The 26,478-nt window shown below is 46.6% G+C and carries 22 protein-coding genes; 13 read left to right on the top strand and 9 right to left on the bottom strand.

Annotated features, from left to right (window positions below; genetic code table 11):
• Positions 1-56 precede the first annotated feature (56 nt).
• The 3 genes from PMG71_RS05425 to PMG71_RS05415 are packed head-to-tail and all read right to left on the bottom strand — an operon-like array spanning position 57 to position 2,614.
• Positions 57-1,376, bottom strand: a complete 1,320-nt coding sequence (locus tag PMG71_RS05425) for an adenylosuccinate synthase (RefSeq protein WP_283752630.1) — start codon at positions 1,374-1,376, stop codon at positions 57-59.
• A 54-nt stretch (positions 1,377-1,430) separates the two neighbouring features.
• Positions 1,431-2,285 (bottom strand): alpha/beta hydrolase, encoded by an 855-nt coding sequence (locus PMG71_RS05420; protein ID WP_283752629.1) that lies wholly within the window; start codon positions 2,283-2,285, stop codon positions 1,431-1,433.
• Positions 2,286-2,329: 44 nt separating this feature from the next.
• The gene (locus PMG71_RS05415) at positions 2,330-2,614 is read right to left on the bottom strand and encodes a YggT family protein (protein WP_283752628.1); all 285 of its coding nucleotides are present in this window, start codon (positions 2,612-2,614) and stop codon (positions 2,330-2,332) included.
• A 123-nt stretch (positions 2,615-2,737) separates the two neighbouring features.
• Here PMG71_RS05415 and PMG71_RS05410 point away from each other — a divergent pair, with 123 nt between their 5' ends.
• The 5 genes from PMG71_RS05410 (at position 2,738) to PMG71_RS05390 (ending at position 6,567) form a co-directional block, all read left to right on the top strand.
• Positions 2,738-3,997, top strand: coding sequence for a PQQ-dependent sugar dehydrogenase (locus PMG71_RS05410; protein ID WP_430540996.1), 1,260 nt, complete (start codon positions 2,738-2,740; stop codon positions 3,995-3,997).
• Between the two features lie 88 nt (positions 3,998-4,085).
• Entirely contained in the window at positions 4,086-4,205 is a 120-nt protein-coding gene (psbX, locus tag PMG71_RS05405; protein WP_283752626.1) for a photosystem II reaction center X protein, read from the top strand.
• A gap of 425 nt (positions 4,206-4,630) precedes the next feature.
• A complete protein-coding gene (locus PMG71_RS05400) occupies positions 4,631-5,479 on the top strand; it encodes a Ycf66 family protein (protein ID WP_283752625.1) in 849 nt (282 codons plus the stop codon).
• 14 nt (positions 5,480-5,493) lie between these two features.
• Complete coding sequence (locus PMG71_RS05395) at positions 5,494-6,027, top strand: TolB family protein (RefSeq protein ID WP_283752624.1); 534 nt, start codon at positions 5,494-5,496, stop codon at positions 6,025-6,027.
• A gap of 21 nt (positions 6,028-6,048) precedes the next feature.
• Complete coding sequence (locus tag PMG71_RS05390) at positions 6,049-6,567, top strand: TolB family protein (RefSeq protein ID WP_283752623.1); 519 nt, start codon at positions 6,049-6,051, stop codon at positions 6,565-6,567.
• Between the two features lie 84 nt (positions 6,568-6,651).
• On the opposite strand, the gene PMG71_RS05385 is transcribed toward PMG71_RS05390, so the two are convergent.
• Positions 6,652-6,921, bottom strand: coding sequence for a hypothetical protein (locus tag PMG71_RS05385; RefSeq protein WP_283752622.1), 270 nt, complete (start codon positions 6,919-6,921; stop codon positions 6,652-6,654).
• Positions 6,922-6,940: 19 nt separating this feature from the next.
• Positions 6,941-7,921, bottom strand: a complete 981-nt coding sequence (locus PMG71_RS05380) for a succinate dehydrogenase/fumarate reductase iron-sulfur subunit (protein ID WP_283752621.1) — start codon at positions 7,919-7,921, stop codon at positions 6,941-6,943.
• A 467-nt stretch (positions 7,922-8,388) separates the two neighbouring features.
• Between PMG71_RS05380 and PMG71_RS05375 the strand changes: the two genes are divergently transcribed.
• Both PMG71_RS05375 and PMG71_RS05370 read left to right on the top strand, forming a co-directional pair.
• A complete protein-coding gene (locus PMG71_RS05375; protein WP_283752620.1) occupies positions 8,389-8,799 on the top strand; it encodes an AbrB family transcriptional regulator in 411 nt (136 codons plus the stop codon).
• Positions 8,768-9,715, top strand: coding sequence for a CPBP family intramembrane glutamic endopeptidase (locus PMG71_RS05370; RefSeq protein ID WP_283752619.1), 948 nt, complete (start codon positions 8,768-8,770; stop codon positions 9,713-9,715). The genes PMG71_RS05375 and PMG71_RS05370 overlap by 32 nt, the downstream gene beginning before the upstream one ends.
• On the opposite strand, the gene cbiE is transcribed toward PMG71_RS05370, so the two are convergent.
• From cbiE to PMG71_RS05355, 3 genes are read right to left on the bottom strand one after another with little or no spacing between them, the layout of a single operon-like run.
• Positions 9,692-10,951: a precorrin-6y C5,15-methyltransferase (decarboxylating) subunit CbiE gene (cbiE, locus tag PMG71_RS05365; RefSeq protein ID WP_283752642.1), complete on the bottom strand. Its 1,260-nt coding sequence runs from the start codon at positions 10,949-10,951 to the stop codon at positions 9,692-9,694. The two genes, PMG71_RS05370 and cbiE, sit on opposite strands and share 24 nt — an antisense overlap.
• Positions 10,952-10,959: 8 nt before the next feature.
• On the bottom strand, positions 10,960-11,559 hold the full coding sequence (locus tag PMG71_RS05360) for a precorrin-8X methylmutase (RefSeq protein WP_283752618.1): 600 nt from the start codon (positions 11,557-11,559) through the stop codon (positions 10,960-10,962).
• Positions 11,556-16,835, bottom strand: a complete 5,280-nt coding sequence (locus tag PMG71_RS05355; protein WP_283752617.1) for an AAA family ATPase — start codon at positions 16,833-16,835, stop codon at positions 11,556-11,558. Before PMG71_RS05355 ends, PMG71_RS05360 begins: the two co-directional genes overlap by 4 nt.
• 273 nt (positions 16,836-17,108) lie before the next feature.
• Between PMG71_RS05355 and ftsH3 the strand changes: the two genes are divergently transcribed.
• A complete protein-coding gene (ftsH3, locus tag PMG71_RS05350) occupies positions 17,109-18,947 on the top strand; it encodes an ATP-dependent zinc metalloprotease FtsH3 (RefSeq protein ID WP_283752616.1) in 1,839 nt (612 codons plus the stop codon).
• An 83-nt stretch (positions 18,948-19,030) separates the two neighbouring features.
• On the opposite strand, the gene rimI is transcribed toward ftsH3, so the two are convergent.
• Positions 19,031-19,558, bottom strand: a complete 528-nt coding sequence (gene rimI / locus PMG71_RS05345) for a ribosomal protein S18-alanine N-acetyltransferase (protein WP_283752615.1) — start codon at positions 19,556-19,558, stop codon at positions 19,031-19,033.
• Positions 19,559-19,669: 111 nt separating this feature from the next.
• Between rimI and lysA the strand changes: the two genes are divergently transcribed.
• From lysA to PMG71_RS05320, 5 genes are all read left to right on the top strand, one after another.
• The gene (gene lysA / locus PMG71_RS05340) at positions 19,670-21,076 is read left to right on the top strand and encodes a diaminopimelate decarboxylase (protein ID WP_283752614.1); all 1,407 of its coding nucleotides are present in this window, start codon (positions 19,670-19,672) and stop codon (positions 21,074-21,076) included.
• 138 nt (positions 21,077-21,214) lie between these two features.
• Complete coding sequence (gene cdaA, locus PMG71_RS05335; RefSeq protein WP_283752613.1) at positions 21,215-22,138, top strand: diadenylate cyclase CdaA; 924 nt, start codon at positions 21,215-21,217, stop codon at positions 22,136-22,138.
• On the top strand, positions 22,135-22,899 hold the full coding sequence (gene uppS, locus PMG71_RS05330) for an undecaprenyl pyrophosphate synthase (RefSeq protein WP_283752612.1): 765 nt from the start codon (positions 22,135-22,137) through the stop codon (positions 22,897-22,899). Before cdaA ends, uppS begins: the two co-directional genes overlap by 4 nt.
• A 59-nt stretch (positions 22,900-22,958) precedes the next feature.
• Positions 22,959-24,515 carry a M16 family metallopeptidase gene (locus PMG71_RS05325; protein ID WP_283752611.1) on the top strand — a complete coding sequence of 519 codons (1,557 nt, stop codon included), beginning with the start codon at positions 22,959-22,961 and terminating at the stop codon, positions 24,513-24,515.
• 203 nt (positions 24,516-24,718) lie between these two features.
• The gene (locus tag PMG71_RS05320; protein WP_283752610.1) at positions 24,719-26,173 is read left to right on the top strand and encodes a M16 family metallopeptidase; all 1,455 of its coding nucleotides are present in this window, start codon (positions 24,719-24,721) and stop codon (positions 26,171-26,173) included.
• Positions 26,174-26,478 lie beyond the last annotated feature (305 nt).

The following is a 26,478-nucleotide window of genomic DNA, read 5'->3' as shown; positions in this document are numbered from 1 at the left end:
TGATTTTAACTCAGTTAGCTATAGATTAGGAAAAGCCGTCCTAGAAGGACATTGCTCTAAACCCAATCTTTTGGTAAGGCCCGTTTGGGCCCGTGGATGGGGTCTTCAACGATGATCGTGCGATCGCGACTTGCCCCTAGAGAGACAATGGCGATCGGCACATCCATCAGTTCTGCTAGAAATTTAAGATAATCTAAGGCAGCTTTCGGTAAATCCTCCAAGGTGCGACATTCAGCCGTAGATTGTTTCCACCCTGGAAGCGTTTCATAGATCGGTTTACACTTGGCAAAAATCCGGGAGCTGGTGGGGAAATTTTCGCACCGTTGGCCCTCAATATCATAAGCCACACAGACCTTAATTTCATCCAGATTATCCAGGACATCCAGTTTGGTAATTGCCAAACAATCGAGTCCATTAATCCGCACTGCATAGCGACCAATCACCGCATCAAACCAACCACAGCGCCGGGGGCGACCTGTAGTTGTGCCAAATTCAGCTCCCACATCTCCTAATTCTTGGCCAACTGCATCTTTAAGTTCTGTGGGGAAGGGGCCCTCTCCCACACGGGTAGTATAAGCTTTGGCCACCCCAATCACCCGGTCAATCATCGTCGGGCCCACTCCCGCCCCCACACAAGCCCCCCCGGCAATGGGGTTAGAGGAAGTCACATAGGGATAGGTTCCATGGTCTAAGTCGAGGAGAGTCCCTTGGGCCCCTTCAAAGAGGATATTGTGGCGTTTTTTAATCGCTTCATAGATTTTCAGGGAACTATCCACCACATAGGGTCGTAACCGTTCGGCGTATTCTAAGTATTCCTCAATGACAGCTTTAGGGTCGAGGGGAGGTAAATTATAGAGTTTTTCGATCAGGGCATTTTTGTATTCAACCGTCCATTGCAGTTGTTTGCGGAGAATATCCGGTTGCATCAAGTCAACAATCCGAATACCGGTGCGTTCCGACTTATCGCTGTAGGTGGGGCCGATACCGCGTTTAGTCGTTCCAATTTTGTGTTCTCCCCGTTTTTCTTCTGAAGCTTCATCAATGAGCCTATGGTAAGGCATGGTGATGTGAGCCGTTTCAGAAATCATCAACTGATTGGTGGAGACATTGAGCTGATGGAGTTGATCGATTTCTCCGATGAGTACCTTGGGATCAATTACCGTTCCCCCACCGATGATACAAGCGGTATCAGGGTAGAGTATCCCAGAGGGAATCAGGTGCAGCTTGAAGGTTTGTCCCTGGACGACCACTGTGTGTCCAGCATTGACTCCGCCTTGATAGCGGACAACAACATCTGCTGATTTACTCAGTAGATCTGTGATTTTTCCTTTTCCTTCATCGCCCCACTGGGCACCTATTACGATAACGTTAGCCAAGGGTCTTTCTCTCAAGCGATCGCACAATCTACTATTATTGTGGATTTCATTTTTTTATGTCAAGCCCTTGGAGGGGTTTTGGTCAGTTTCGATCGCCTGCACAAACTCGCGAATGGCCTGGGCCACTGCATCCGAATGGCTGCGCGGCCAATCGGGATCGCCTGTCGGTAAGGTTTGTTCTTTTAGATTAGGCACTCGCTCGCTATACACCTGGTTAAGCCGGTCAATTTCTGGGCGATCGCTATGGCTGGATAAACCCGATAGCAGTAAACTCGGAACCTTGAGAGTAGGCAACTCATCCTGCACATATTCCGCCTGAATTTCCCTAGCCCTGCGTAAAAACAGCATCTGACAAGCCGGGAAAAATTGCAGAAAATGCGATCGCCTCTCCAACAGCGCCTCGATCGGTTTCCCCTTGCCCATCCATCGAGCCACAGGTAACACCACCTTCAGCAATTGCACCCAAAACGATTTCGGCCCCACCAACCAAGATGCTGATTTCCATCGGTCTTTTAACTCCGGTACATCCACCCCTTCCGGAGCCAATAAAATCAAGCCTTTCACCTGCTCTGGATGAGCCAAACCATAGCGCGTCGCAATCCATCCCCCCAGAGAATGGCCCACCAGATAAACCCCATCTAATTTCAGAGCCTGGAAATATTCCTGCAAACACTCGACCTGTAAATTCAAGGAATAATGGACATTCGGCCGATCCGACTCAGAAAATCCCAGTAAATCAGGAGCAAAACACTGATAATCTGCCCCCAACCGCTCCATCACCCCCACCCATTGCCCCCCCTCATCCCAGGAGCCATGTAAAAAAATAATTGGGGTTCCCTGACCCACTTCTCGCCAAAACAGCATTCCAGCAGAGAGCTTAATTCGCGAATTCCGAAAGAGAATTGTCATATTCAGTAAAAATTAAAAGCGGACATGCAAGGGAGAACTGCCCCTTAGAGCATCATTTTCAACAACCCTTGTTGGCCAATCAGCAATTCTCGGATCAAAGAGCAAATCCCCACCCAAATAATAGGAGTAATATCAACACCGCCTAGGGGAGGAATTACTTTGCGTAAGGGACTTAAAAAGGGTTCCGTGGGCCAAGCGACAACATTAAACGGAAAACTATTAAGATTAACTTGAGGATACCAGGTCAGGACAATCCGGAAAATGAACAAAAAGGTCATGATTGCCAAGGTAATTCCTAAGATTAAACTGATTAGGCTCAGGGTAGTCATCGGCTTTGCTTTATCTCTTATGGTGTGACATCTAATTGAATTGTACAACTGTGGTGTTGCGCTAGACTGAAGAACAAGGTAAGCCATCCTTCCGACCCAGTAACCGTTTCGTGGAAGATAATGATGTTTCCCATCGATCGCAATCGAGAATGTCCTACCCTCACAAAAGCCTGCAATTTTCTTGCCGTCGGATCGGCGATCGCCTTTTTAGGAGTCATGGGGTGTACGACGCAAGTTCAATCAGAACCTGCAACTGAGATCCCCCTTGAAGAATCCGCCACAGATGCCCCAGCTCCATCAGAAATGGCATCGGCTGGCAATCCAAACCTTAAGAGCATCACCGTAGTCGAAAACCTAGAACATCCATGGGGTTTCACCTGGCTGCCAGAAGGTTCCATTCTGATTACCGAGCGATCGGGACGCTTGCGTATTGTCCGAGAAGGTATCCTCGATCCCACTCCAATTCCTGGAGTCCCCGAAGTTTTTGCCCAGAGCCAAGGGGGACTTCTAGATATTGTCCTGCATCCAGACTTTGCAGACAACCGCCTGATTTATTTCACCTACGCTCATGGAACCTCTTCAGAGAACCGCACGCGCATTGCGCGAGCCACCTTTGATGGCAGTTCCCTGAGCAATTGGCAAGTCATTTTTGAAGTCTCCCAAACCAAACCCAGAGGACAGCACTTCGGCTCCCGTCTTTTATGGCTGCCCGACGGCACGCTGTTAGCCTCCATTGGCGATGGGGGCAATCCTCCCGTAGAACTTGAGGGGCAATTCATCCGCCAACAAGCCCAGAATCTTGGCAGTCATCTGGGAAAAATTATCCGCATCAATGACGATGGTTCAATTCCAGCAGATAACCCTTTTCTCAACAATGCCGAGGCAGCACCAGAAGTTTGGAGCTATGGCCATCGTAATATTCAAGGATTGGCCTTCGATGCCTCTGCCAACCGGGTTTGGGCGACTGAGCATGGGGCTAGGGGAGGAGATGAAGTCAATTGGGTAGAAGCCGGTAAAAACTATGGCTGGCCCGTAGCCACCCACAGTCGAGAATATTCGGGCGGCATGATTGCTCCAGAAACTTCCCTGCCGGGGATGGTAGACCCTAAACTAATCTGGACTCCCTCCATTGCTCCCTCTGGCTTGGCGGTTTATTCGGGAACCCTCTTTCCCCAATGGCAAGGTAATCTCTTTGCTGGGGGTTTAGTGTCTCAAGATGTTCGCCGTATCGAGCTAGACGAGTCGGGCAAGGTGTTAAATGAAGAGTCGATCGCGATCGGTCAGCGAGTACGGGATGTTCGACAAGGGCCAGATGGGATGCTCTATGTGCTGACCGATGCATCGAACGGCCAGCTCATCCGCTTTGAGCCAGTTAACCGCTAGAGCCGCTTCTGTTTTCTGTCGAATGTAAACTCATTGCTGTTAGAATTAAACGAAATGTAAATCTTTTAGTAATCTTGCGTGAGGATCTATGACTCCTTCTTTAGCCAATTTTTTGTGGAGCTTAGTCTGGGGTGGCGCAATTGTCGTCATTCCGGCAACCGTTGCTTTAATCTTTATTAGTCAACGGGACAAAATCCAGCGCTCTTAAGGAATTCGAGCCAATTGGGAGCCGCAAATCCTTGGGAGAGTTGGCATACAGCCCTGGGCAATCCTACGAGATACGTTACCATCCTTCCCTTTCTAAGACTGGCCCTGAGTGCAGTCGAAGAGGAGATTTAGGGGGATAAAAACGTATTTTGATCGCAATAGAAAGTGCTGTCACTGACGCTCAAGGATTTGCGGTAAAATTTTTGAAGTAAGTACATCAGAAATCCTGATTCAGCAAGGGTCAAAAGTGGATTGATGTAATCTACAATTGCATAAGCCGTGGACAAGTAGGGGCGGGTTAACCACTCCTCTGGTCTTCCCCACGAAGCTCAGGCTTAACTGCCCCTACCGTTTACCGATTAGTGTGAATGATGATCCATTACCAGCGCACAGCGCTATCGTTCAGTTTCGTGGAGTAGGCAAGTCATGGTCAATATTGGACTCAACCCAGGGGCAATGTTGGGCGTTGTCCTGTTTGGGGCCGGCGCTGGGTTGTATTTTCTCCGGTCTGTTCGCCCAGAATTGGCGCGGGATCATGATATTTTTTTCATGGCGGTGGCCGTTCTCAGTGGTGGTATTCTATTTTTTCAAGGATGGCGACTCGATCCGATTTTAACGTTTGGTCAGTTTCTGTTGACGGGATCGGCGATTTTTTTTGCCGTGGAAAGTATTCGCTTAAGGGGTTTGGCGACCTCGCGGGCGAAGCAAAATACGCCGATTGTGGATGACGATCGCCCAGTCAGCCGGGCATATACTTATGATGGGTATGATAATTACGATCCTCGCTTAGATCGGTTGGAGCCGGAGGAAGAACCGCGCCCCCGACGGATGATTGGCACGAAGGAAGACCGCTATCCTCAAGGCGATCGCTATGAGGAGGATTATCCCCGACGCTCTTCATCGAGCCGCCGACGCAGTAGTTCCCGCCCTTCAGCCCCTGCTTCTAGCTCAGGAAGCAGACCCCCGCGCCGTCCTTCACCAACAACCAGTCGAGGGTCTGAGGATTGGGAAACGTCGAGTTATCGGTCAACGGGGTATGAAGACCCCTATGGCCCGATGGATGATGACGATCGCTCCTATGGTCGTCCTCCAGAGTCGCGAGAGTCCCGTCCCCCATCTGAAAGCCGTCGTCCGCGACCTCCAGAGAGTGATAATGGTGGGTATCGCGATCGCCGAGAACCGGAACCGCCAAGGGAAGATTATGTGGATTTTGAGCCACTTGATGATTTAAGTAGCGATCGCCCCAACGATCGACCGGGGAATTTTGACTATTAGGGAGTGAGTTAACTATGCGGAGTGACTCTCGGTTAAGCCAAGTCATCCTGCTGAGTTTAGGAGTCTGGGTCGTTCTTCTGGGGGGATGTAACCGGGTAGAGGTTCCCCTCGGCCCCCAGGCAATTAATAGTCGCTATCGGGATGAGCAACCGGCGGTTAGTGGCAGTGGTCAATATGTGGCGTTTGTGTCTAACCGCGATCGCCGTCAGCAAATTTATCTCTATCATCTCAGTCAACGTCAATTTATCCCACTGCCTCGTCTCAATCAACCCAACGCCATCATCGAATCTCCTAGTATTAGCCATAATGCCCGCTACATTGTCTATCTCAGTAGTATTCGCGGCAAACCAGAAATTATTCTTTACGATCGGGTCACTAAACGACAGGAAGCCTTAACCTTGGCATATCCGGGTTGGGTACGCAATCCGAGTATTAGCCCAGATGGTCGTTATGTGGTCTTTGAAACAGACCGTCGGGGTCAATGGGATATTGAAGTGATCGATCGCGGCCCCAATATTGAACTTGATATTCCCGATGGGCCGGTATAATTAAGTCATGAGTAATGAGTAATGGGTAAGAAGAAAGGGCCGAGTGTTGTTTGGTTCTCTATGCTGGTGGTTTTAACTCAATTGATAGGGTGTAGCTATCCGCAAGTGCTGGCCGAACCCTACGATCCGAATGGTAAAAGCCTCAATAGCGCCTATAGTGAATCTGACCCCCATGTAGCCGGTCGCTATCTCGTCTTTTCCTCCGATCGCGGCTTCAGTCAAGATATTTATCTGTATGATTTAGTCGAGCGCCGCCTCATCGATCTACCCGGTCTTAATGCCTTAGATATGATTGCTTCCCATCCCGATGTTTCTATAGATGGTCGCTATATTGTTTTTGCGGGTAACCGTCAGGGCGAAACCGATATTTATCTCTACGATCGATCCCTGCGACAATTACGCAACATTACCGGTAATTTAAATACTCAAGTTCAGAATCCGATGTTAAATGCCGATGGTTCTCGAATTGTGTTTGAAGCCAATGCCAAGGGGCAATGGGATATTTTCGTCTATAACCGTCTGGGAGAGAGGATTGAGTAGGGAATGGGGGAATGGGGGAATGGGGAGAAACCGAGTTTCTAGTCACCCTATCTCCCTATCACCCTACTCCCCTATCCCTCCACGTTACTGCCAACCAATCCACTCAAAGAAGGTTTGCTGACTGACGAATTCTAGAATTAACAGGAGAATAATACCGATCATGGCAAAGCGGCCGTTGAGTTGTTCGGCATAGGTTGTCCAGCCAAAGGAAGGTTCAGAAAGTTCGGAGGGGTTAGACTCTGGTGTAGGAGATTCTGGGGTTGGAGTCGGTTCGGGGGTAGATTCAAAGTCGAATTCAGGAGTAGATTCAAACGGGAATTCAGGGGTAGATTCGGGCATTTCATCAGAATTCATAAGGGATCTCCAAAAGGGGTTAATCTGTTGAGGATTCTAGGTTTTGAACGGCTTCAATGAGCGATCGCACTTCAGATGTACCTTCTGAAGGCTCAAAGGTAAAGGGAAATTTACTGCGTGCTAACAATCGTAAGCCTACGGGGGCAAGGCTCAACAGGCCTTTAATATCTCGAAAAGCATTACCAACTACTTTGAGAGCAAATTGCCGCTCATCGACCCAACCGCCATCTTTAACCATATCCACCAAAACCTTACGATGGCGAATGGGGCGGCTAGATTGGGCGGTATGGCGATCGAGAATTTCCCCTTTAATTTTACTAATTTGCTCTAAAGGATTCACCTCCATGGGGCAAACGGTATCGCAATAGAGACAACGGGTGCAGGCCCAAACGCCACTGGTGGCATCATTATACTGATCTAATCGCTCTGAAGTTTGACTATCGCGGGTATCGGCTACCATACGATAGGCCTTTGCCAGGGCATGGGGGCCAACAAAATCGGGGTTGACTTCTGCTGCATTGCATTCAGAATAGCAAGCGCCACAGAGAATACAGTTACCGGTTTTCTCCAGTTGCGATCGCACTTCAGGGGATTGGAGAAACTCCCGTTCTGGAAGGGATCTTGAGGCCGTACTCACATAGGGATCGACCTTTTCTAAGTTATCCCAAAACGATTGCATGTCCACCACCAAATCCTTAATTACCGGGAAATTCCCCAAAGGAGCAATAGTGATGGTTGCAGAACCCTCTCCTTGAGCTTGGAGTTCACCCGCCACATTTTCTTTACAAGCGAGTGCCGAACGGCCATTAATTCGCATTCCACAGCTTCCACAGATGGTATTGCGGCAATTTTTGCGGAAGGCGAGAGTACCATCGAGTTCCCACTTAATGCGGTTGAGGCAACTTAAGATCGTTTCACTCGGATCGACATCCAAAGTGTAGCGCTCAACTCTGGGTGCTATCTTTTGATCTTGGCGAATAATCTGAAAAACAACTTCCATGACTTTAGAGGTTTGATTGAGGATGTCAAGGCGACCCTATCATTCTACCGTTCGTCACCGATTCTGATTCACCTACAGATTGAGAGGGCAATTTAGGACTACCCTGGCGATCAACTCCTCTTGATTGGCCGCGAATCCCTTTAATCCGACTGCGGTTTTACTCAATCTTCTTATAATTGAACCCGGCTTTTTCCTCCTTGTCCAACGGGGCTAGGCCCCCCGATCCTAAAAGGTTCAAGAAAGAGTAAACGGATTCTTTACCAAGACCCTGAAAAAAAAACGAAAAAACTTCAAAAATTGACTAAAATTGTGTAAGATACTTGTTAAGTCTGTCAGGAAAAACCTGACCCAGACCAACTCAAGAGTGAATCTCAGCAACTCTGAAGGAATTTTCTTCAGGGTGGTACGGTTATAGCTCTGAATTTTTGTCTGTGTTGTTCAAACCCACCTAAAATTAAGGTATTCAAATGAGCGAAAAGGATTTACAACTTCCAGAAGCACCCTTAACGGGGAAAGCTCTGCTTCAAAAAGTGAATGAACTCTCCCGTCTATCCCGTCGAGAAAGGGCAAAATATTGTGGCTACTATAATGCCCCTAAAAAAGAGGGAGACGATATCCGGGTCAATTTAGCTGAATTCTATGATGCCGTATTAGCAGCGAAAGGTATCGATCTCGATCCGGGTAAATCGAAGGATGGCCGGGGACGGGAACCCACCTACCGTGTGAGTGTCCATAAAAATGGCCAAATTGTGATTGGTTCTACCTATACTGAAGCCATGGGGCTAAAGAAAGGGGATGAATTTGAGATTAAATTGGGCTATAAACACATTCACTTGATTCAAGTGGATGATGAAAAAAATGGATCTGAACCGGATTAAGCCTAGCCAAAGTCCAGACGAAAGACTAAGTATGAGAAAATCTGCGTCTGGATCGGGGGTTCTGTTTTCTCTATCTCTTTCTAGGTGGTCATTTCAGGTTCACCCCAGTTCAGGAATTCTCAACAGTCTTGCTTTTTTTATCCTGTGGGTCATCCTGTGGTTACCGATCGCCATTCCTGTGGCTCGTCATCTGCAATGGCATCCTCCCCAACCCTTAACCCCGCAACAAAAACTGTCCTTACTGATGCCCCTATACCTTTTGGTTCCCCTACTATTAGGGGCAGTGGTTTGGATTGAAGAGCGACCCATTTCTGATTATGGTCTGAGTCTGGATCTGCCTATTTTCTTGTCGTTAATGGCAGGTCTGGCTTTAGGGATTTTCACCTTATCGATCGCCTATGGCTTACAAGTCATTTGGGGAAGCTTGGTGTGGAAAACCGAAGGGATGACCTCCTCTTTTCTGCTGGTTGTCGGTTCAATTTTAGCCCTGAGTTTGTGGATCGGTGGCATTGAAGAAGTTGTATTTCGGGGATTTTTACTCACTGAACTACAAGGGGATATGGGTGGGGTGTGGGCAGCGATCCTTTCGAGTTTAATTTTTGCCCTCTCCCATCTGATTTGGGATTTTAAGGGCGGTTTAATCCAATTGCCGGGACTGGCGTTGATGGGCCTAATTTTAGTGCTGGCTCGCTGGGTGGATGGGGGAAGTTTGGGATTAGCTTGGGGACTTCATGCTGGTTGGATCTGGGGGTTAATCAGTTTAGATACGACCCAAATTTTAGAGCCAAAATCCGATCGCTCGTGGCCTGAATGGGTAACGGGTATGAACGGACAACCCTTAAGCGGTCTGGTGGGGGTTTTGATTTTGGGGATGACCGGTTTAATTCTAGGATTAATAGGCTCTTTTGGCCCTTGAGTCAAAGGGTTCAATGGTCAAGAGAGTCACCGGATTTAAGGGGGCAAAACGGGTAAATCGACCCACGGGAAGGGAGCGAGAGACCTGAATTTGTAGCACCCGATAGGTTAATTGATGGCGATCGATCCAGGCGATCGCCTGTTGCCAATGTTCTAATGTGGCCAGAGCCATAACTATTTTACCCCCTGGTAACAAGGTTGCTAAACAACAGGCTAAAATTCCCTGCAAATCCTCCCCAGTGCCGCCAATAAATACCCGATGGGGGGCAGGAATTTGACGGAGAATATCGGGTGCTTTGCCTTGAATGGAGACTACGTTGGCAACCCCAAAGCGCCGTGCATTCTTTTGAATCAGTTGAATTCCAGCCGCCGTTTTTTCGATGGCATAAATGTGGGCAGTGGGGACTAACCGGCCGATTTCCATCGAGACGGAACCGGTTCCCGCGCCGATATCCCAGATGGTTTGCTTGGGTTGTAGGGCTAGTTCTCCTAGGATGAGAAGGCGAATTTCCCGCTTGGTGATTAAACCGGGACGATCGCCGAAACTGTGGAAGTGGCGATCGGGGATACCGAGAGCGGGTAAATCTTCGAGATCCACTGAGTCATTTTCAGTTTTCTGTACCAAGATCACAATATTCAGGGGCGCAAATGTCCGCATCAAGGCTTCTTGGGGGGATAAGTTTTGGATCTGTTCATCGGTTCCCCCTAGGTTTTCACACACCCAGAATTGATAAGAGGTAGGTAAATCTAAATTTAAGAGTAAACGGGCGATCGCGCCGGGAGCATGGAGGGGATCGGTTAATACAGCAATAGGAGATGCGCCTTTTTGTAGGGCAGTCACTAATTCATCGAAATCTCGACCATGGATACTAACCATGGTCGCCCCTTGCCAAGGGACTTTCACCCGACTAAAGGCGAGTTGTACCGAACTCACATGGGGATGAAAGCATAATTGCTCTGGGGGAAAATAGCTCAGGAGGAGTCGCCCTAGACCAAAAAATAGGGGGTCACCTGATACCAAAATCACAATGATTTCTGAACTGAGACGCTCTTTTACCTGACGTAGGGTTTGAGAAATATCGGTTAAGGTGAGACGCTGGGCGGGGTGTTGGAGAAAATAGGCTAAGTGGCGATCGCTTCCTACCAATAGTGTGGCGCGATCGACGATCTCTTGCACAGCCGCCGATAGTCCAGCCGCACCCTCTAAGCCAATACCCACCACATGAATTGGATTCATCACTGCTCCTAAGCCAGATGGATCAAAGCATTGACAATCGCTGCCGCAACGGGCGATCCGCCCTTGCGCCCCTTGACGATAATTTGGGGAACCGCCAATTGAGCTAATCGGGATTTAGATTCCACCACCGACACAAAGCCCACAGGAGCGCCAATGACTAGGCTAGGCTGCACCCTCCCCTGTTCGATCTCCTCACACAGGGCTAAAAGAGCCGTGGGGGCGTTTCCGATCGCAAAAATGCCATTTGGCAACTGATGCGCTAACTGGATCATTCCGGTCTCTGTGCGGGTTTTTCCCGGTTCTGCTTGGGGGGCTGCTTCTACGGCTACAAACAGAGGATTATTAAAGGTTTGAGCGACTAAATTGCGAATTCCCATATTGACCATGGAGACATCGGTAATAATGGGATATTGTTGGCGCAGGGCATCGATACCGGATTGAATAGCTGTGGAACTAAAGGAGAGTAAGTCTTTGAAGTCAAAGTCGGCGGTGCTATGGATAATGCGACGGGCGATCGCATATTCTTCGGTGTTTAAATTATGGGAGCCAATTTCGCGATCGATCAGGGCAAAGCTTTCCAGGGCGATCGGATGTTCAGACTTCTTCATCGTTGCTTCAAAACCACCAAAGTAATATCATCAAACACTTTTTGCTCCCCAATAAACTCTTGCACATCCGCGATCGCCCTCTCCCGAATCTCATCGGCTGACTTTTCCCGGTATTCCTGCACCACCGTACACAAACGCTCTAACCCATATTGACAATTCTCCCGATTTTCCGCTTCCGTAATCCCATCCGTATACAGTATCATCACATCTCCAGGATTTAAATGTATATCCTGTTGGCCAATAAAATCAGTAATTGGGTCATCTAACCCAATCGGAAAACCCAAATCCATAGTATCAATTAACTCGATTTCCCCATGAGAACGCACCACAATCGCCTCCTCATGTTGACCGCTCAGTTGCACCCTTCCCTGGTGATAATCCAAAATTGCCAATGTCATATTTTTATCACTATTCATCCGTTGCAAATTATCATAGAGGGTCTGATTGAGGATATCTAAAAACCGAACCGGATCGGTTTCGTCTACTTTTTGCAGGGTGCGAATTGCCGTTTGAGCCATCAGCATCAGCACCCCACTTTCTAAGCCATGGCCCGTCACATCCCCAATCCCAATCTTCAGCCGTTCTCCTTGCTTGAGAACGTCATAGTAATCTCCCCCTACTTCATCGGCCGGTTCCATATATCCAGCAATGTCCAAACCGATGATATCTTCTAACTCCTCCGCTTTGGGAAGCACCATCTGCTGGAGCTTTTTGGCTACATCTAATTCTGAGCTTAACCGTAGGTTTTCTGCTTGTAGTTTCTCGTTTAAGATGCCAATTTCCTGATTCGCTAATGCGAGTTCTGCGGTGCGCTGTTGTACTTTTTGTTCCAAGTTTTGGTAGAGATACGCATTTTCTAGGGCGATCGCCGCTTGTCCCGACAATAGCTTAATCATCTCCACTCGATCCTCTGTAAACGCACCTGTTGTCAGATTATTTTCCAGATAAACAATACTCACCAACTTTCCTTGATTAATCAGAGGAACACAAAGAATAGATTTGGGTTGACATTGTTTAATATAAGGATCATTAACAAAATTGCCACTATTTGTCGCATCATTCAGCACCACACTCTCTTGAGTGCGACGCACATAATTAATTAGACTCTGGGCAATACAACTATTGTCTTCCACAGGAACAGATTGTAAGACTTCAATTTCTTCAGAATCTAAAGTTTGGCACGCTTCAATCATTAATTTATCTTGATAAGCCATCAGCAAATAGCCACTCTGCGCTCCCGCATTTTGCATAATGATATTCATCAATGAAATCAACAGCTTCTCCAATACAATTTCACCAGAAATCGCTTGGTTTGCTTTAATCGCCGTTGATAGATCTAAAGCCACGGTAGAGTTTTTGCTCGTCGAGATTTTAGTAATAGAAATATTCCTTTGCTTCGGATTAGCCGATCGACCTAATAACTGTGGATAGAGTTTTTCCAACTGCTCTGTTTTAGCCATTGCTCCCCAAACTCTATATCCATAATAAGCCTGTTGTATATAAATTTTAGCAAACTTCGGCTTTTGGAATTTCAAATAAAACTCAGCAGCCAGTTCATTGGCTAAACTTTCTTCCTGAACATAATCATTTTCATGGGCCGCTTCAATCGCACGGTCATATAAATCCATGGCTTCTAAAGTATTTCCTAAAACCCGAGCCAATTCTGCTTCCACTAATAAATACTTATGTAAAAAGTTTTCGGGACAATTATCCACCCACTTTTTCATTCTCACTTGGTTATTTCGGACTTTTTCTATGGATTGTTGTTGACTTTCCAGATCGGAATTAGGATACAAACGCAAAAGAGTTAAAGACGAATAGAAGTTGTGTTGGGCAACTGGAATGCTAATGGAGATAAAAGGGAGTAATTTTTCCGCTTCTGACAAACAATCCAGGGCTTCATCCAGTTTACAATACAGATAATAGGCTTTAGATTTGATAATGTAATAATAACAAAGCACCATGAAATTCTGACATTCTATCCAATTATTTAGATAAATTTCTTCGGCTTTTTCTCCATCATCAAAGGAATCAATATCTGAAGTTAAACCTCTTAAGTTCAGAATGACCAAATGAGCTGCCCATAACAAATCAGTTCCCAATTGATGACTGTTCTGCTCTGTATACAAGAGATATTTTTCGATTTGCTCTGTCATCTCTTCAAGCGGTTTACCTTGATAAAACAAGTTATAGCAACCCACCATTATCGTATATCCCGCATAGTGAATATCGCCAAACTCTAAGGCTAATGCAAACCCTTCATTATTCATGGGATCGGCATATTTCAAGTGTTTATTCCACCCATTAATATAAGTGGCAAATACATGAAGAACTTGACATTTTGATCCCCCATTATTAAATCGTTCAGCAAGATTGATCGCTAAGGTTCCAAATTCATAAGCAAGGGCATATTCTTCTTGTATATTTGCCAAAAACATGCCATAGGCAGAAAATCCAAAAATTGAGTCAATGACCAACCCATACTTCAAGGACATTTGAACCAAATTGATAACAACAATCCACCACATAGTTGGGTTGGTCAAAAACATCGAAGATGTCCCACAGTGCAGCAATTTCATTGCCATTTGTTTTTCTAGATCAGTACATTCTTCAGCCTGTTCTAGCTCGGAAAACTTGCGATCTTCTAAGTCATTTTTAAGATTTTTTACTTCAACCTCAAGATAAGCTTGTAGTTCAGTTTGATCTGCTGTTGGACTGGGAAAATCAATTTCCAATAATTCCAAACCAATTATTACACTAGCAAAAGCTTTTTCATACTTATTTGATAGAGTATTTTGCAAGCATAGAAGCCTGTGAATTTCACATTTATCTAACGTTGATTGAGCTTTTTGTAATGTCAGATCAGCCCATCTTTCAGATTCATCAAAATTGTAATTCAAGTATTCAACTTCACAACGCTCCTTATGGAATTCAAAGGTTAACTTATAATGCTTTTCCCAACTGTCATCACTCAATTGCTCCATTCCCGCTTTCAGATATTCTAATGAACCCATATAAGCGGCTGATGATTTCGCCTTTTTACCTGCTTCAAGATTTAACTGACTAATTTTATTTTTTTCTTCAGCATTCGTCAGTCTATCAAAACCAATATTCAAATGACCGACAATCTCAAATAATTTTTCTGATTGCTCTTCTTCAGAACTACTCTTGAGCAAGAGTTGTCCAATTTTTAGGTGAATTGATGGTTTATCCTCTTCAGCAATTAAAGCATACGCAGCTTGTTGTACTCGGTCATGTACAAACCTGTAATCTTGAATCAAAAGTTCTGGATCTAATTCTGATAAAGATAAAACTAACCCCGATTGAATTGCCGGAATGATGTGATCGAATAGGTCAGACGCAGGCTCTTCTGATACAATAGATAACGTGGTCAAATCAAAGTTTGCTCCAATACAAGCTGCCAGCTTTAAAACTTCCTGGGTACTCAAGGGCAGTTTTCTTAACTTACCAATCATCAACTCAACCACATTGTCTGTTATGTTTTGAGACTTGATTTTGTACAAATCCCATTCCCATACTTGGTTTTTATAATTAAACTCAATCAGGTTTTCAGAGTATAAGTTGCTTAAAAACTGGTTCACAAAGAATGGGTTCCCTTGTGTTTTCTTAAAGATAATCTTGGACAGTTCTTGTACGTTTTCACTCTCTTGCGTCACTGTGTCTTCGATTAGATGTCTAACGTCATTTATAACTAGATTTTTTAAGGTCAACTCATGAATACCAATTTGATTTTCTTTGAGCTTATTAACCAACATGATAAAAGGATGGTTCACATTTACTTCATTGTCTCTATATGCTCCTATCAACAATAAGTTTTTTAGGTTTTTATCCATCACAATTAGTTCGATTAACTTTAACGTTGCTCTATCTGTCCATTGGAGATCGTCTAGAAAGATCGCTAGGGGATGTTTCGGACTACAACAGCAGTGAACAAAGTTTTGAAACACTAAGTTAAACCGGTTCTGGGATTCCATTGGTTCCAGTTCACCTACGGGCAATTGGGGGCCAATAATCAGTTCCATTTCTGGGATCACATCAACGATTACTTGTCCATTTACACCCAGAGCATCTAAGAACTTACTTTTCCATTGTTCTAATTTTTCTGGGCTTTCTGTTAGCAGTTGTTGCACAAATCCTTTGAAGGCTGATACGATTGCTGAATAGGGCACGTTGCGCTGGAATTGGTCGAATTTTCCAGAGATAAAGTAGCCTTTTCTTTGGGTGATGGGTTTGTAAATTTCTTGGACTAGGGCCGATTTACCGATGCCTGAGTAACCGGCAACTAGTACCATTTGACTGTGCTGGTCTACTTGCTCAAAGGTGTTTAACAGTTGCTCGATTTCGTTTTGTCTGCCGTAGAGTTTTTGGGGAATTTGGAATTTATCGGATAGGTCTTGGCTGGCTAAGGGGAATGGGTCAATTTTTCCCTCTTGTTCCAGTTGAGCTAAACAGGTCTCTAAGTCAGCTTTTAATCCCCAGGCACTTTGATACCGGTCTTCGGCATTTTTAGCCATCAGTTTGCTGATGATGTCGGAGAGAATGGGGGGAATTTGGGGATTAATTTCTGTGGCCGATCGCGGTTCTCTGGCAATATGACAGTGGACTAATTCTAGCTCGTCTTGGGTGGTGAAGGGGAGTTGGTGGGTGAGCAGTTCGTAAAAGGTTACACCGAGAGAATAAAAGTCAGTGCGATAGTCTAGGGAGCGGTTCATTCTCCCGGTTTGTTCCGGGGAGATGTAGGGAAGGGTTCCTTCTAGGGTGGTGGGGTTTTTGAGGGTGGGATTTTCTTTGCTTAGTTGAGTAGAAATGCCGAGGTCAATGATTTTCAGTTCTTGGGTTTGGGGGTTGAAGACAATATTGGCAGGATTAATGTCTTTGTGGATAATATTTGCTGAGTGGAGTTGTCCTAGGCAGTCGGCTATTTTTATGAATAGGGATAGGTATTGATTGAGGTTAAAGGTTTGCTGAATGTTAAGAGTTTTAAGAGATTCTCCCCCGAAGTCTTCGAGGATCATCACTAGGGTGTTTTTGTAGGGTTGCAAGTCGCAGGCTTTTACCACTCCGATTAATTCATTAGAGTGGGTGAGTTTATATTCTTGTTTGTAGCGTCTGAGTTCTGAGGGGGTGGGATAGTCTTCTTTCAGGAGTTTGAGAATTACCCTTTGTTGGTCGCTTTCTCGGATAGCGCGATAAACTTCCGAGTTACTGCTTTCATAAATGAGATGGAGAGTTTGATAACCGGAGATGGAGGGCATGGTTTGGAGTTCTCAGAAATTTTAGCCCATTTTATCACTGTTATTCTGAAAGTTAATCAAGAGGAATGGAGAGTCCTTGGCGTTCGGATGGGGGTAGGGTTTTCCACACCGATCGCCCCCTGATGGGAAGCACTTATACTCCCTAGAAGGGATAGCCTGTCTGGATTCTTGTGCAGATCGTTCACAGTTTCGTAATATTAGTTAATATAAGATTAATAATCAAAGGCAAAACCGTCCTAATAGCCTAGAACACCATAGGAGGATCAAACCGGCGTGAACAAACGATGGAGAAATGCGGGACTGTATGCTTTACTGGCGATCGTCGTCATTGCTTTAGGGACTGCGCTGTTTGACCAACAGCCCCAACCCACCCAAACCTGGCCTTACAGTCAACTGATTGACGAAGTAGAAACGGGACAGGTAGAGCGGGTAAATCTGAGTGCTGACCGCACCAGAGCGCTAGTGACCGCAGAAAATGGCGATAAAATTCTGGTCAATCTCCCCAACGATCCAGACTTACTCAACATTCTCACCCAAAATAATGTTGATATCTCAGTTTTACCCCCCAGTGATGATGGGGCTTGGGTGCGGGCCTTAAGTAGTCTGTTCATCCCCATTTTGCTGGTGGTTGGGGTATTTTTCCTCCTGAGACGGGCCCAAAATGGCCCTGGATCTCAGGCCATGAACTTTGGCAAGTCTAAAGCTAGAGTGCAAATGGAACCGCAAACCCAAGTGACTTTTGGCGATGTGGCTGGGATTGAACAAGCCAAATTAGAGTTAACTGAGGTAGTAGACTTCCTGAAAAATGCCGATCGCTTCACGGCAGTGGGCGCTAAAATCCCTAAAGGTGTGCTATTAGTTGGCCCTCCTGGAACGGGTAAAACCTTACTGGCTAAAGCGGTTGCGGGTGAAGCCGGTGTTCCCTTTTTCTCCATCTCCGGCTCTGAGTTTGTAGAAATGTTTGTGGGGGTTGGTGCTTCCCGCGTCCGCGACTTGTTTGAACAAGCCAAAGCTAATGCTCCTTGTATCGTGTTCATCGATGAAATTGATGCCGTAGGTCGTCAACGGGGTGCAGGTCTCGGTGGTGGCAATGATGAGCGGGAACAAACCCTAAACCAATTGCTGACCGAAATGGATGGGTTTGAAGGCAATACGGGCATTATCATTATTGCTGCGACTAACCGTCCTGATGTCCTAGATGCTGCCTTGATGCGTCCCGGTCGCTTTGACCGTCAAGTGGTGGTAGACCGTCCCGACTATGCAGGGCGCTTGGAAATTCTCAATGTTCACTCCCGTGGCAAAACCCTATCCCCGGATGTGGATTTGGAAAAAATTGCTCGTCGGACTCCTGGATTTACCGGTGCAGATTTGTCTAATTTGTTGAATGAAGCAGCTATTCTGGCGGCTCGTCGCAATCTGACTGAGATTTCTATGGATGAAGTTAATGATGCCATTGACCGGGTTCTGGCTGGGCCGGAGAAGAAAGACCGGGTGATGAGCGAAAAACGCAAGCAGTTGGTGGCTTATCATGAGGCGGGCCATGCTTTGGTGGGCGCTCTGATGCCGGATTATGACCCGGTGCAAAAGATCAGTATTATTCCTCGTGGCCGTGCGGGAGGTTTGACTTGGTTTACACCGAGTGAAGACCGCATGGATTCGGGATTATACAGCCGTTCTTATCTACAAAATCAGATGGCGGTGGCTCTGGGGGGTCGTTTGGCTGAGGAGATTATCTTTGGCGAGGAAGAAGTGACTACGGGTGCGTCTAATGATTTGCAACAGGTGGCACGGGTGGCTCGGCAAATGGTGACTCGCTTCGGAATGAGCGATCGCCTCGGCCCTGTGGCATTAGGTCGTCAGCAAGGGAATATGTTCCTGGGTCGCGATATTGCCGCCGAGCGGGATTTCTCGGAAGAAACCGCAGCAGCAATTGATGATGAGGTGCGGAATCTGGTAGACCAAGCCTATCGCCGAGCTAAGGCAGTTTTAGTCAATAATCGCGCTGTCCTTGACCAGTTGGCTCAAATGCTGGTGGAACGGGAAACCGTGGATTCTGAGGAGCTGCAAGAGTTATTAGCTAATAATGAAGTGAAAATGGCGGCGATCGCCTAACCTTCACTCGACTGGCCCGATTGATAGCACAGAATAGAGTAGGGGCGAAAAATTTTTCGCCCCTACTTTTTGCGATCGTTTAACTATTCTGTCCATTTTTCTTGGGCTTGCTGTTGCCACTGGATTAACCGATCGGGAAACTGGGGAGATTGTAAATGATTGAGCCATAAAACAAGGGCATCTTCTCCCGTTTCTTGATAATAATTGCGTCGTCTTCCAGCCGTGAGAAAACCCAATTTTTGATAGAGTCCTAGGGCACTGTGGTTAGAGGCTTTCACTTCTAGGGTGGCTCGTTCTAAGCCCCGTTTGCGGGCAGAGTCTAATAAAGCACAGAGCAGAAATTGCCCTAAGCCTTGATTTTGATACTGGGGATGAATCGCTAAAATAGTCAGATGAGCTTCTTCAACGATCGCCCAATAACAGCCCAATCCCACCAGTTCCTGATTCCAACTGATCCCCAACAACTCACTATTCGGGCTATCGAGTTCCCGTTGATAAGCGTCTAAACTCCATAATTGTCCAAAACAGAGGCGATCGAGGGTGAGAACGGCGCTTAGGTGTTCAGGGGCGATCGCATGGAGAACAAAGGGTACAGAAACAGATAGGTTCATAGGGAGGTATTGAGCCGATTGACAGATAACTATTGGTGATTTGCAGTTCACCATGGACAATAGAGTATAGAACCCATTAATAATGAATAACGAACTTGCTTTCCTGAGATTATGGTATCCACACCCTCCCGCATTACTCCACCCCGTGGCACAGATTATCTTTCCTCTGGAGCAGATCCAGTCAGCGATCGCTCTCCCAATCAATACTTACTGCCCCTAACCGCTCAAGTCAACAGCGACGATCAATTAACTATCGGGGGTGTAGCCGTTTCTGAATTAGTCAAAACCTATGGATCTCCCCTCTACATCCTCGATGAAGAGGGCTTACGGGCTGCCTGTCGCCAATACCGAGAAGCCTTTAAGCGCTACTATCCAGGAGAAGCTACGGTTCTGTATGCCTCCAAAGCATGGAATTGTTTAGCCATTTGTGCGATCGCCGCTTCAGAAGGATTAGGCATTGATGTCGCCTCCGGTGGAGAACTCTACACTGCCCTACAAGCCGGAGTTCCCGCCAATCGGATTTACTTCCATGGCAACAATAAATCCGCAACCGAATTGGCAGAAGCCTTACAAGTCGGCTGTAATGTAGTCGTGGATAACCGCCTAGAACTGCAAACCCTAGCCCAGCTTACACAAGATCGAGGCAAAACCATCTCTATCCTGATTCGGATTACCCCTGGTATCGAATGTCATACCCATGAATATATTCGCACCGGACATATTGACAGTAAATTTGGCTTCGATCCCAATCAAATAGAAGCAGTTCTGGCAGAGATTGCCCAACAACCGAGTCTTAATTTCCAAGGATTCCATGCCCATATTGGCTCGCAAATCTTTGAACTTGAACCCCACCAAGATCTCCCCGGTGTCATGGTGCAATGGTTCCTGAAAGCGAAGAATATGGGCTTATCTCCCTCTGTCTTAAATGTAGGAGGTGGCTTAGGCATTCGCTATACTGAAAGCGACGATCCCCCCTCCATCGAAGCTTGGGTAAAACAAGTCTGTAGCGCCATGGTAACCGCTTGCGATCGCGCCCAAATTACTCCCCCCCATATCATCTGTGAACCCGGACGCTCCCTCGTCGGTTCATCCTGTATCACCGCTTACACCGTCGGCTCCCGTAAAGCCATTCCCGACATGCGAACCTATATCGCCGTTGATGGGGGCATGTCCGACAATGCTCGCCCCATCACCTATCAAGCCCTCTATCGGGCGGTTGCTGTCGATCGTATGACCCAACCCTGTACGGAAACCGTAACCCTTGCTGGTAAACATTGCGAATCCGGTGATATCCTGATCCAACAAGCCCAATTTCCCCCCTTGCAACCCGGAGAGGCGATCGCCATTTTAGCCACCGGAGCATACAACTATAGTATGGCTTCCAACTATAACCGCATCACCCGACCGGCCGCCGTCTTAGTTAAAGACGGTCAAGGAGAAGTGATTATCGAACGGGAAACCTATCAAGACTTGGTAAAAGGCGATCGGCTTCCCGATCGCCTCAAAACCACCTCTTAGCAGCGACACCCAACTTGAAACTGGGGTCAGATTGCACTCTGTCCCTAGGCTCAAGTGCCCAAGGTAGGATAGAGCAGTATTCCCTATTCCCTATTCCCTATTCCCCATTCCCTGTTCCCTATTCCCTATTCCCTAGCTATGGGAGATTTTTTAACACAATGGTTATCCAACTTAACTGATACTCAAAAAACCCTACTGCATACCGTTGACTTCATCTTTGTTCTCATCTTGACCTACATGGTCTTGATGATTATTGGTGAACGTCGAACCTTGTGGATGGTGCGAGGATTCATTATTCTCATGCTGGCCACCGCCATTAGTTCAGTAATAAACTTAACCCTACTGAGTTTTGTGTTAAACAAGTTAGTCATCGGTTCTGCCGTAGCCATGGCTGTCATTTTGCAGTCTGAATTCCGTCGCTTTCTAGAACAATTGGGCCAAGGACAAATCATTGATTTATTTCTTCCCCCATCAGAACCTCCCCCCAAAGCCGATAGCGTGATTGATGAAATAGTGGATGCCGTTAAAGACCTCTCTCAAAATCGGACAGGGGCCCTACTCATCTTAGAAACCACCGGGCCCATTGATGAACGCGATTTTTCAGTTCCTGGTGTAAGGTTAAATGCAGAAGTCTCGAAGGAGTTATTACAAACTATTTTCCAAACCAGTACCCTGTTACATGATGGAGCCGTTTGGATTCGCATGTCTCGTATTATTGCTGCCGGAGTAATTTTACCCCTATCAGACCGCACCGCCTCCCGTAAACTCGGCACTCGCCATCGAGCAGCCATGGGCATCACTGACCGGGTAGAAAACTGTCTGTGCGTCGTCGTTTCTGAGGAAACCGGCTCTATTTCTCTGGCCGAGCGGGGTCTCCTGAATCGTCCCTTAACCAGCAGTAAACTAAAGGAACTCCTGGAAGCCAAATTCTCTCAATCAGTAGAACGGGAGGCTGTAGCCCCCGATTTGCGAAATTTGGGCCGCCAAATCAATACTCAAGGTGCAGCCATGGTTGCACGCCTACTCCGTTTACCTTCTTCTGATTCTGACAAGAAAAAATGACTGCAAAGCAAATTATTGACAATACTTTGAAGACTCTCCCTAGTGACCTCGATCCCCAAAAGCTTCCTCGTCATGTTGCAGTAATTATGGATGGTAATGGTCGGTGGGCCCAGAGGCGAGGACTCCCTAGAATTATGGGGCACAATCGTGGAGGGGATACAGTTAGGGAGTTGGTGCGCTGTTGTGATGATTGGGGTATCCAAGCCCTCACCCTTTATTCATTTTCTACTGAAAATTGGAAGCGTCCTGCCCAAGAAGTTAAGGTGATTATGACCTTACTAGAGTATCTCCTGCAACGAGAATTACCTGAACTGATGGAGCGGAAAATTCGCTTAGATTTTATGGGTGGACTGCAAGATCTCCCCCCCTCCGTCCAACAACAGATCGATCGCTCTAGAGCAGCAACGGCTGAGAATCAAGGAATGCGGTTGACCGTAGCGACCAATTATGGGGGACGGCAGGAAATTGTAGAAGCCTGTCAAGCTTTAGCCGTACAGGTGCAGCAGGGAAATTTAAACCCTGAAGATATCGATCAAGCTTTGTTTGAGCGCCATCTATATACGGTGAATATTGGCGATCCAGATCTGTTGATTCGCACCAGTGGAGAGATGCGAATTAGTAATTTTTTGTTGTGGCAGTTGGCTTACTCAGAGATTTATATTACCGATACGCTCTGGCCAGATTTTGACCGAGCGGAGATGCATCGAGCGCTGTGGGAGTTCCAAAAGCGCGATCGCCGCTTTGGTAAAGTTAAGTCCTAATTTCCTTCTTTCTGTTCTCCTATACTGAAAAATACGGGTATATTTCTAGTCCTATCCTTATGAACAAAATCTTGTCCATTGAGCCTCTCAAAATGCTAGGAGCAATCCTGCTGAGTGTATGTCTGAGCGTTTATGTCTTGGGGGTACAACCGGCGATCGCCTTAATCCAAGATTCGAGCGAGTTTTCCATTCAACCTTATTTAGACAAAGTTGAAAAAGAAGTTAAAACCTTTACGCTTGATAATGGCATCAAATTCATTGTCCTCGAACGCCATCAAGCTCCTGTAGTCTCCTTTATGCTCTATGCAGATGTTGGCGGAGCCAATGAACCCGTAGGCAAAACCGGTGTAGCCCATTACTTGGAACACTTAGCATTCAAGGGGACAACCCAGATTGGCACAACCAATTATGCTGCCGAAAAACCCCTGATGGATCAACTCGATCGCCTCTTCGATCAAATTCAAGCCGCTAAAGCCAATGGAGAAGAGGAAAAAGCCGAACAACTCCAAGCCGAATTCGAGGGAGTCAACAAACAAGCCTCCCAATACATCAAACAAAATGAATTTGGCAAAATTGTCGAACAGTTTGGGGGAGTTGGACTAAATGCCACTACTTCCACAGATGAAACTCGTTACTTTTTTAGCTTGCCATCCAACAAACTAGAGTTGTGGATGTCCCTAGAGTCCGATCGCTTCCTTAACCCTGTATTTCGGGAATTTTACCAAGAAAAAGAAGTCATCCTCGAAGAGCGACGGATGCGTACCGATAACTCCCCCATCGGCAAAATGATTGAAGCCTTCCAAGATGCCGCCTTCAAAGTCCATCCCTATCGGCAACCGGTAATTGGCTATGAAGAAGACTTACGCAACCTGAGACGGCAAGATGTCAAAGACTTCTTCGAGAGCTATTATGTCCCCCATAATCTGATTGTGGCGATCGTCGGGGATGTCAACACCCCAGAAGTCAAAAAACTAGCCCAAACCTATTTTGGTCGCTTTCGCAATCGCCCCATTCCCAAGGTGAATATGCCCGTGGAACCGCCACAAACCGAAACGCGGGAAGTCACCCTAGAATTACCCGCCCAACCCATGTACCTCGAAGGCTACCACCGGCCAGCCGGAAATCATCCCGATCATGCTGTCTATGATTTAATGGGGTCTATTCTCAGTGATGGACGCACCGCTCGCTTGTATAAATCCTTAGTCGAAGAGAAACAAGTCTCTCTCTCTGCGGCCGGATTTAGCGGTTTTCCTGGCGATAAATACCCCAATTTAATGCTCTTCTACAGTTTAACTGCTCCGGGGAGTACAGTCGATCGGGTAGCAGAAGCTTTAGCTGTGGAAATTGAACGCATGAAAACTGAACCGGTAAGCGAAGCCGAATTAAATCGGGTGAAAACCCAAGCCAAAGCCAGTTTACTCGGTACATTAGACTCCAATTCGGGTTTAGCCAATTTGTTAGCAGACTATGAAGCCAAAACCGGATCTTGGCGCAATTTATTTGCAGAAATTGAAGCCATTGAAGCAGTGACTCCCCAAGATATCCAACGGGTGGCAAAGGCGACCTTTACCCCAGAAAATCGCACCATTGGGCGATTATTAACCGCGAGTAATTAACATTGATTACTGACAGCGCTTCACTTTCTTCAAAAATTACAGTTAGGCAAAGATCCCCCCAACCCCCCTTAGATAAAGGGGGGCAGTGAAAGTCCCCCTTTTTAAGGGGGATTTAGGGGGATCGAGATCTACTGTAGAACGCAAGCAATACCTATTACCCATTACCTAAAACAATGATGCAAGTAAGACGAGTGACAAAAAAGATGGTTCGGGGGCTGTGGCTGGCTTTGATGGTGCTAAGTTTAGCCCTAACCCTGCAATGGCATGAATCGGCAGTTGCTGCTGAGGCTAAACCCTATAACCAGCTAACCTTTCCGCCTCTTCCAGAGGTGACAGTTCCAGAGTATACCCAATTTACGATGGACAATGGCATTGAGGTCTTTTTGATGGAAGACCGGGATTTACCGCTAGTGACGGGAATTGCCATGTTTCACACGGGCGATCGCCTGGAACCCAAGGAAAAAGTCGGGTTGGCTGGTTTGGTGGGGACAGTGATGCGTAGCGGTGGAACCCAAACCTATTCCCCCGATGAACTGAACCGATCGCTTGAAGATCGAGCCGCTTCTATTGAAACGTCGATTGGTAGTGCTTCGGCTACGGCCCAGTTTAGCGCCCTCACCCCGGATACGGATGAAGTGTTAAGACTCTTTGCCCAAGTCTTGCGCCAACCGGCTTTTGATGAGCAGCAATTACAGTTAGCCAAAACCCAAGTGCAAGGGAGTATTGCCCGGCGTAATGATAGCCCGGATGCGATCGCTCGTCGGGAATTTCAAAAGTTGATATATGGCCAAGAAAGTCCCTATGCTCGGACGGTCGAATATGAGACATTAGACGGGATTGAACGGCAGGATTTAATTGACTTCTATCAACAGTATTTTGTCCCCAATAATATGATGTTGGGTTTGGTGGGAGATTTCGATCCGGCCCAGATGCGAGAAAAACTAGAAGCCACATTTGGAGATTGGCAAAGCGATCCTAATTTTAAGTTGCCTTCTTTACCCAAGGTTTCCCAATCTCAAACGGGGGGGATTTTTGTGGTTAATCAACCCCAACTGACTCAGAGTAATATACTGATGGGTCATTTAGGAGGACAGTTGGATAATCCTGACTTTTTTACCCTGTCCGTCATGAATGAAGTTTTGAATGGGTTGGGAGGGCGCTTATTTAATGAGGTGCGATCGCGTCAAGGATTGGCTTATTCGGTTTATGGCGTTTGGAGTCCCCGTTATGATTATCCAGGGATGTTAATTGCTGGGGGTTCAACTCGTTCAGAAGCGACTGTCCCCTTTATTACCGCTCTGCGCCAAGAGTTCGATCGCATCATCCAAAACCCAATTACGGCCCAAGAATTAACGGCTGCTAAGGATGGGGTACTTAATTCTTTTGTATTTAATTTCCAAAAGCCCTCCCAAACCCTTTCTCGCTTGATGCGCTATACCTATTATGGGTATCCAAAAGATTTTATTTTCCAGTATCAACGGGGTGTGGAAGAAACAACCATTGAGGATGTGCAACGGGTGGCTCAGGAGTATCTGAAACCGGAACAGATGGTAACTCTGGTGGTGGGAAATCAAGAGCAGATCGATCCACCTTTGAGCGCCTTAAGTGAGGATGGTACGGTAACGGCGATCGATATTACAATTCCGGGACAAAGTTAAGACAGAAGTTTAGGCTTAATATCAAGTTCGCTTATTGATGTCCGCGAAGCGGAAATACCCTAATTAAAAATCCAGGGAGCAAGATGCTCCCACTCCAGTCATACAGCATTTTCCTCTGCTATGCGATACATCTCGATCCCCCTAAATCCCCCTTAAAAAGGGGGACTTTCCTCGTTCCCCCCTTTCTAAGCAGGGGGGATCGCACTGTACCTCATGAGAGCGCCAAGTGCTGTATCAAAGAATTCGAGGAGTGCGGGCATCTTGCCCGCTTCTTAACAAATTTTCATGTCCGCTTGCGGAAACCG

Origin of the sequence: Roseofilum acuticapitatum BLCC-M154 (assembly GCF_030068475.1) — a bacterium.
GTDB classification, from domain to species: Bacteria; Cyanobacteriota; Cyanobacteriia; order Cyanobacteriales; family Desertifilaceae; genus Roseofilum; species Roseofilum acuticapitatum.
This window is presented reverse-complemented; position numbering and strand designations above follow the sequence as displayed.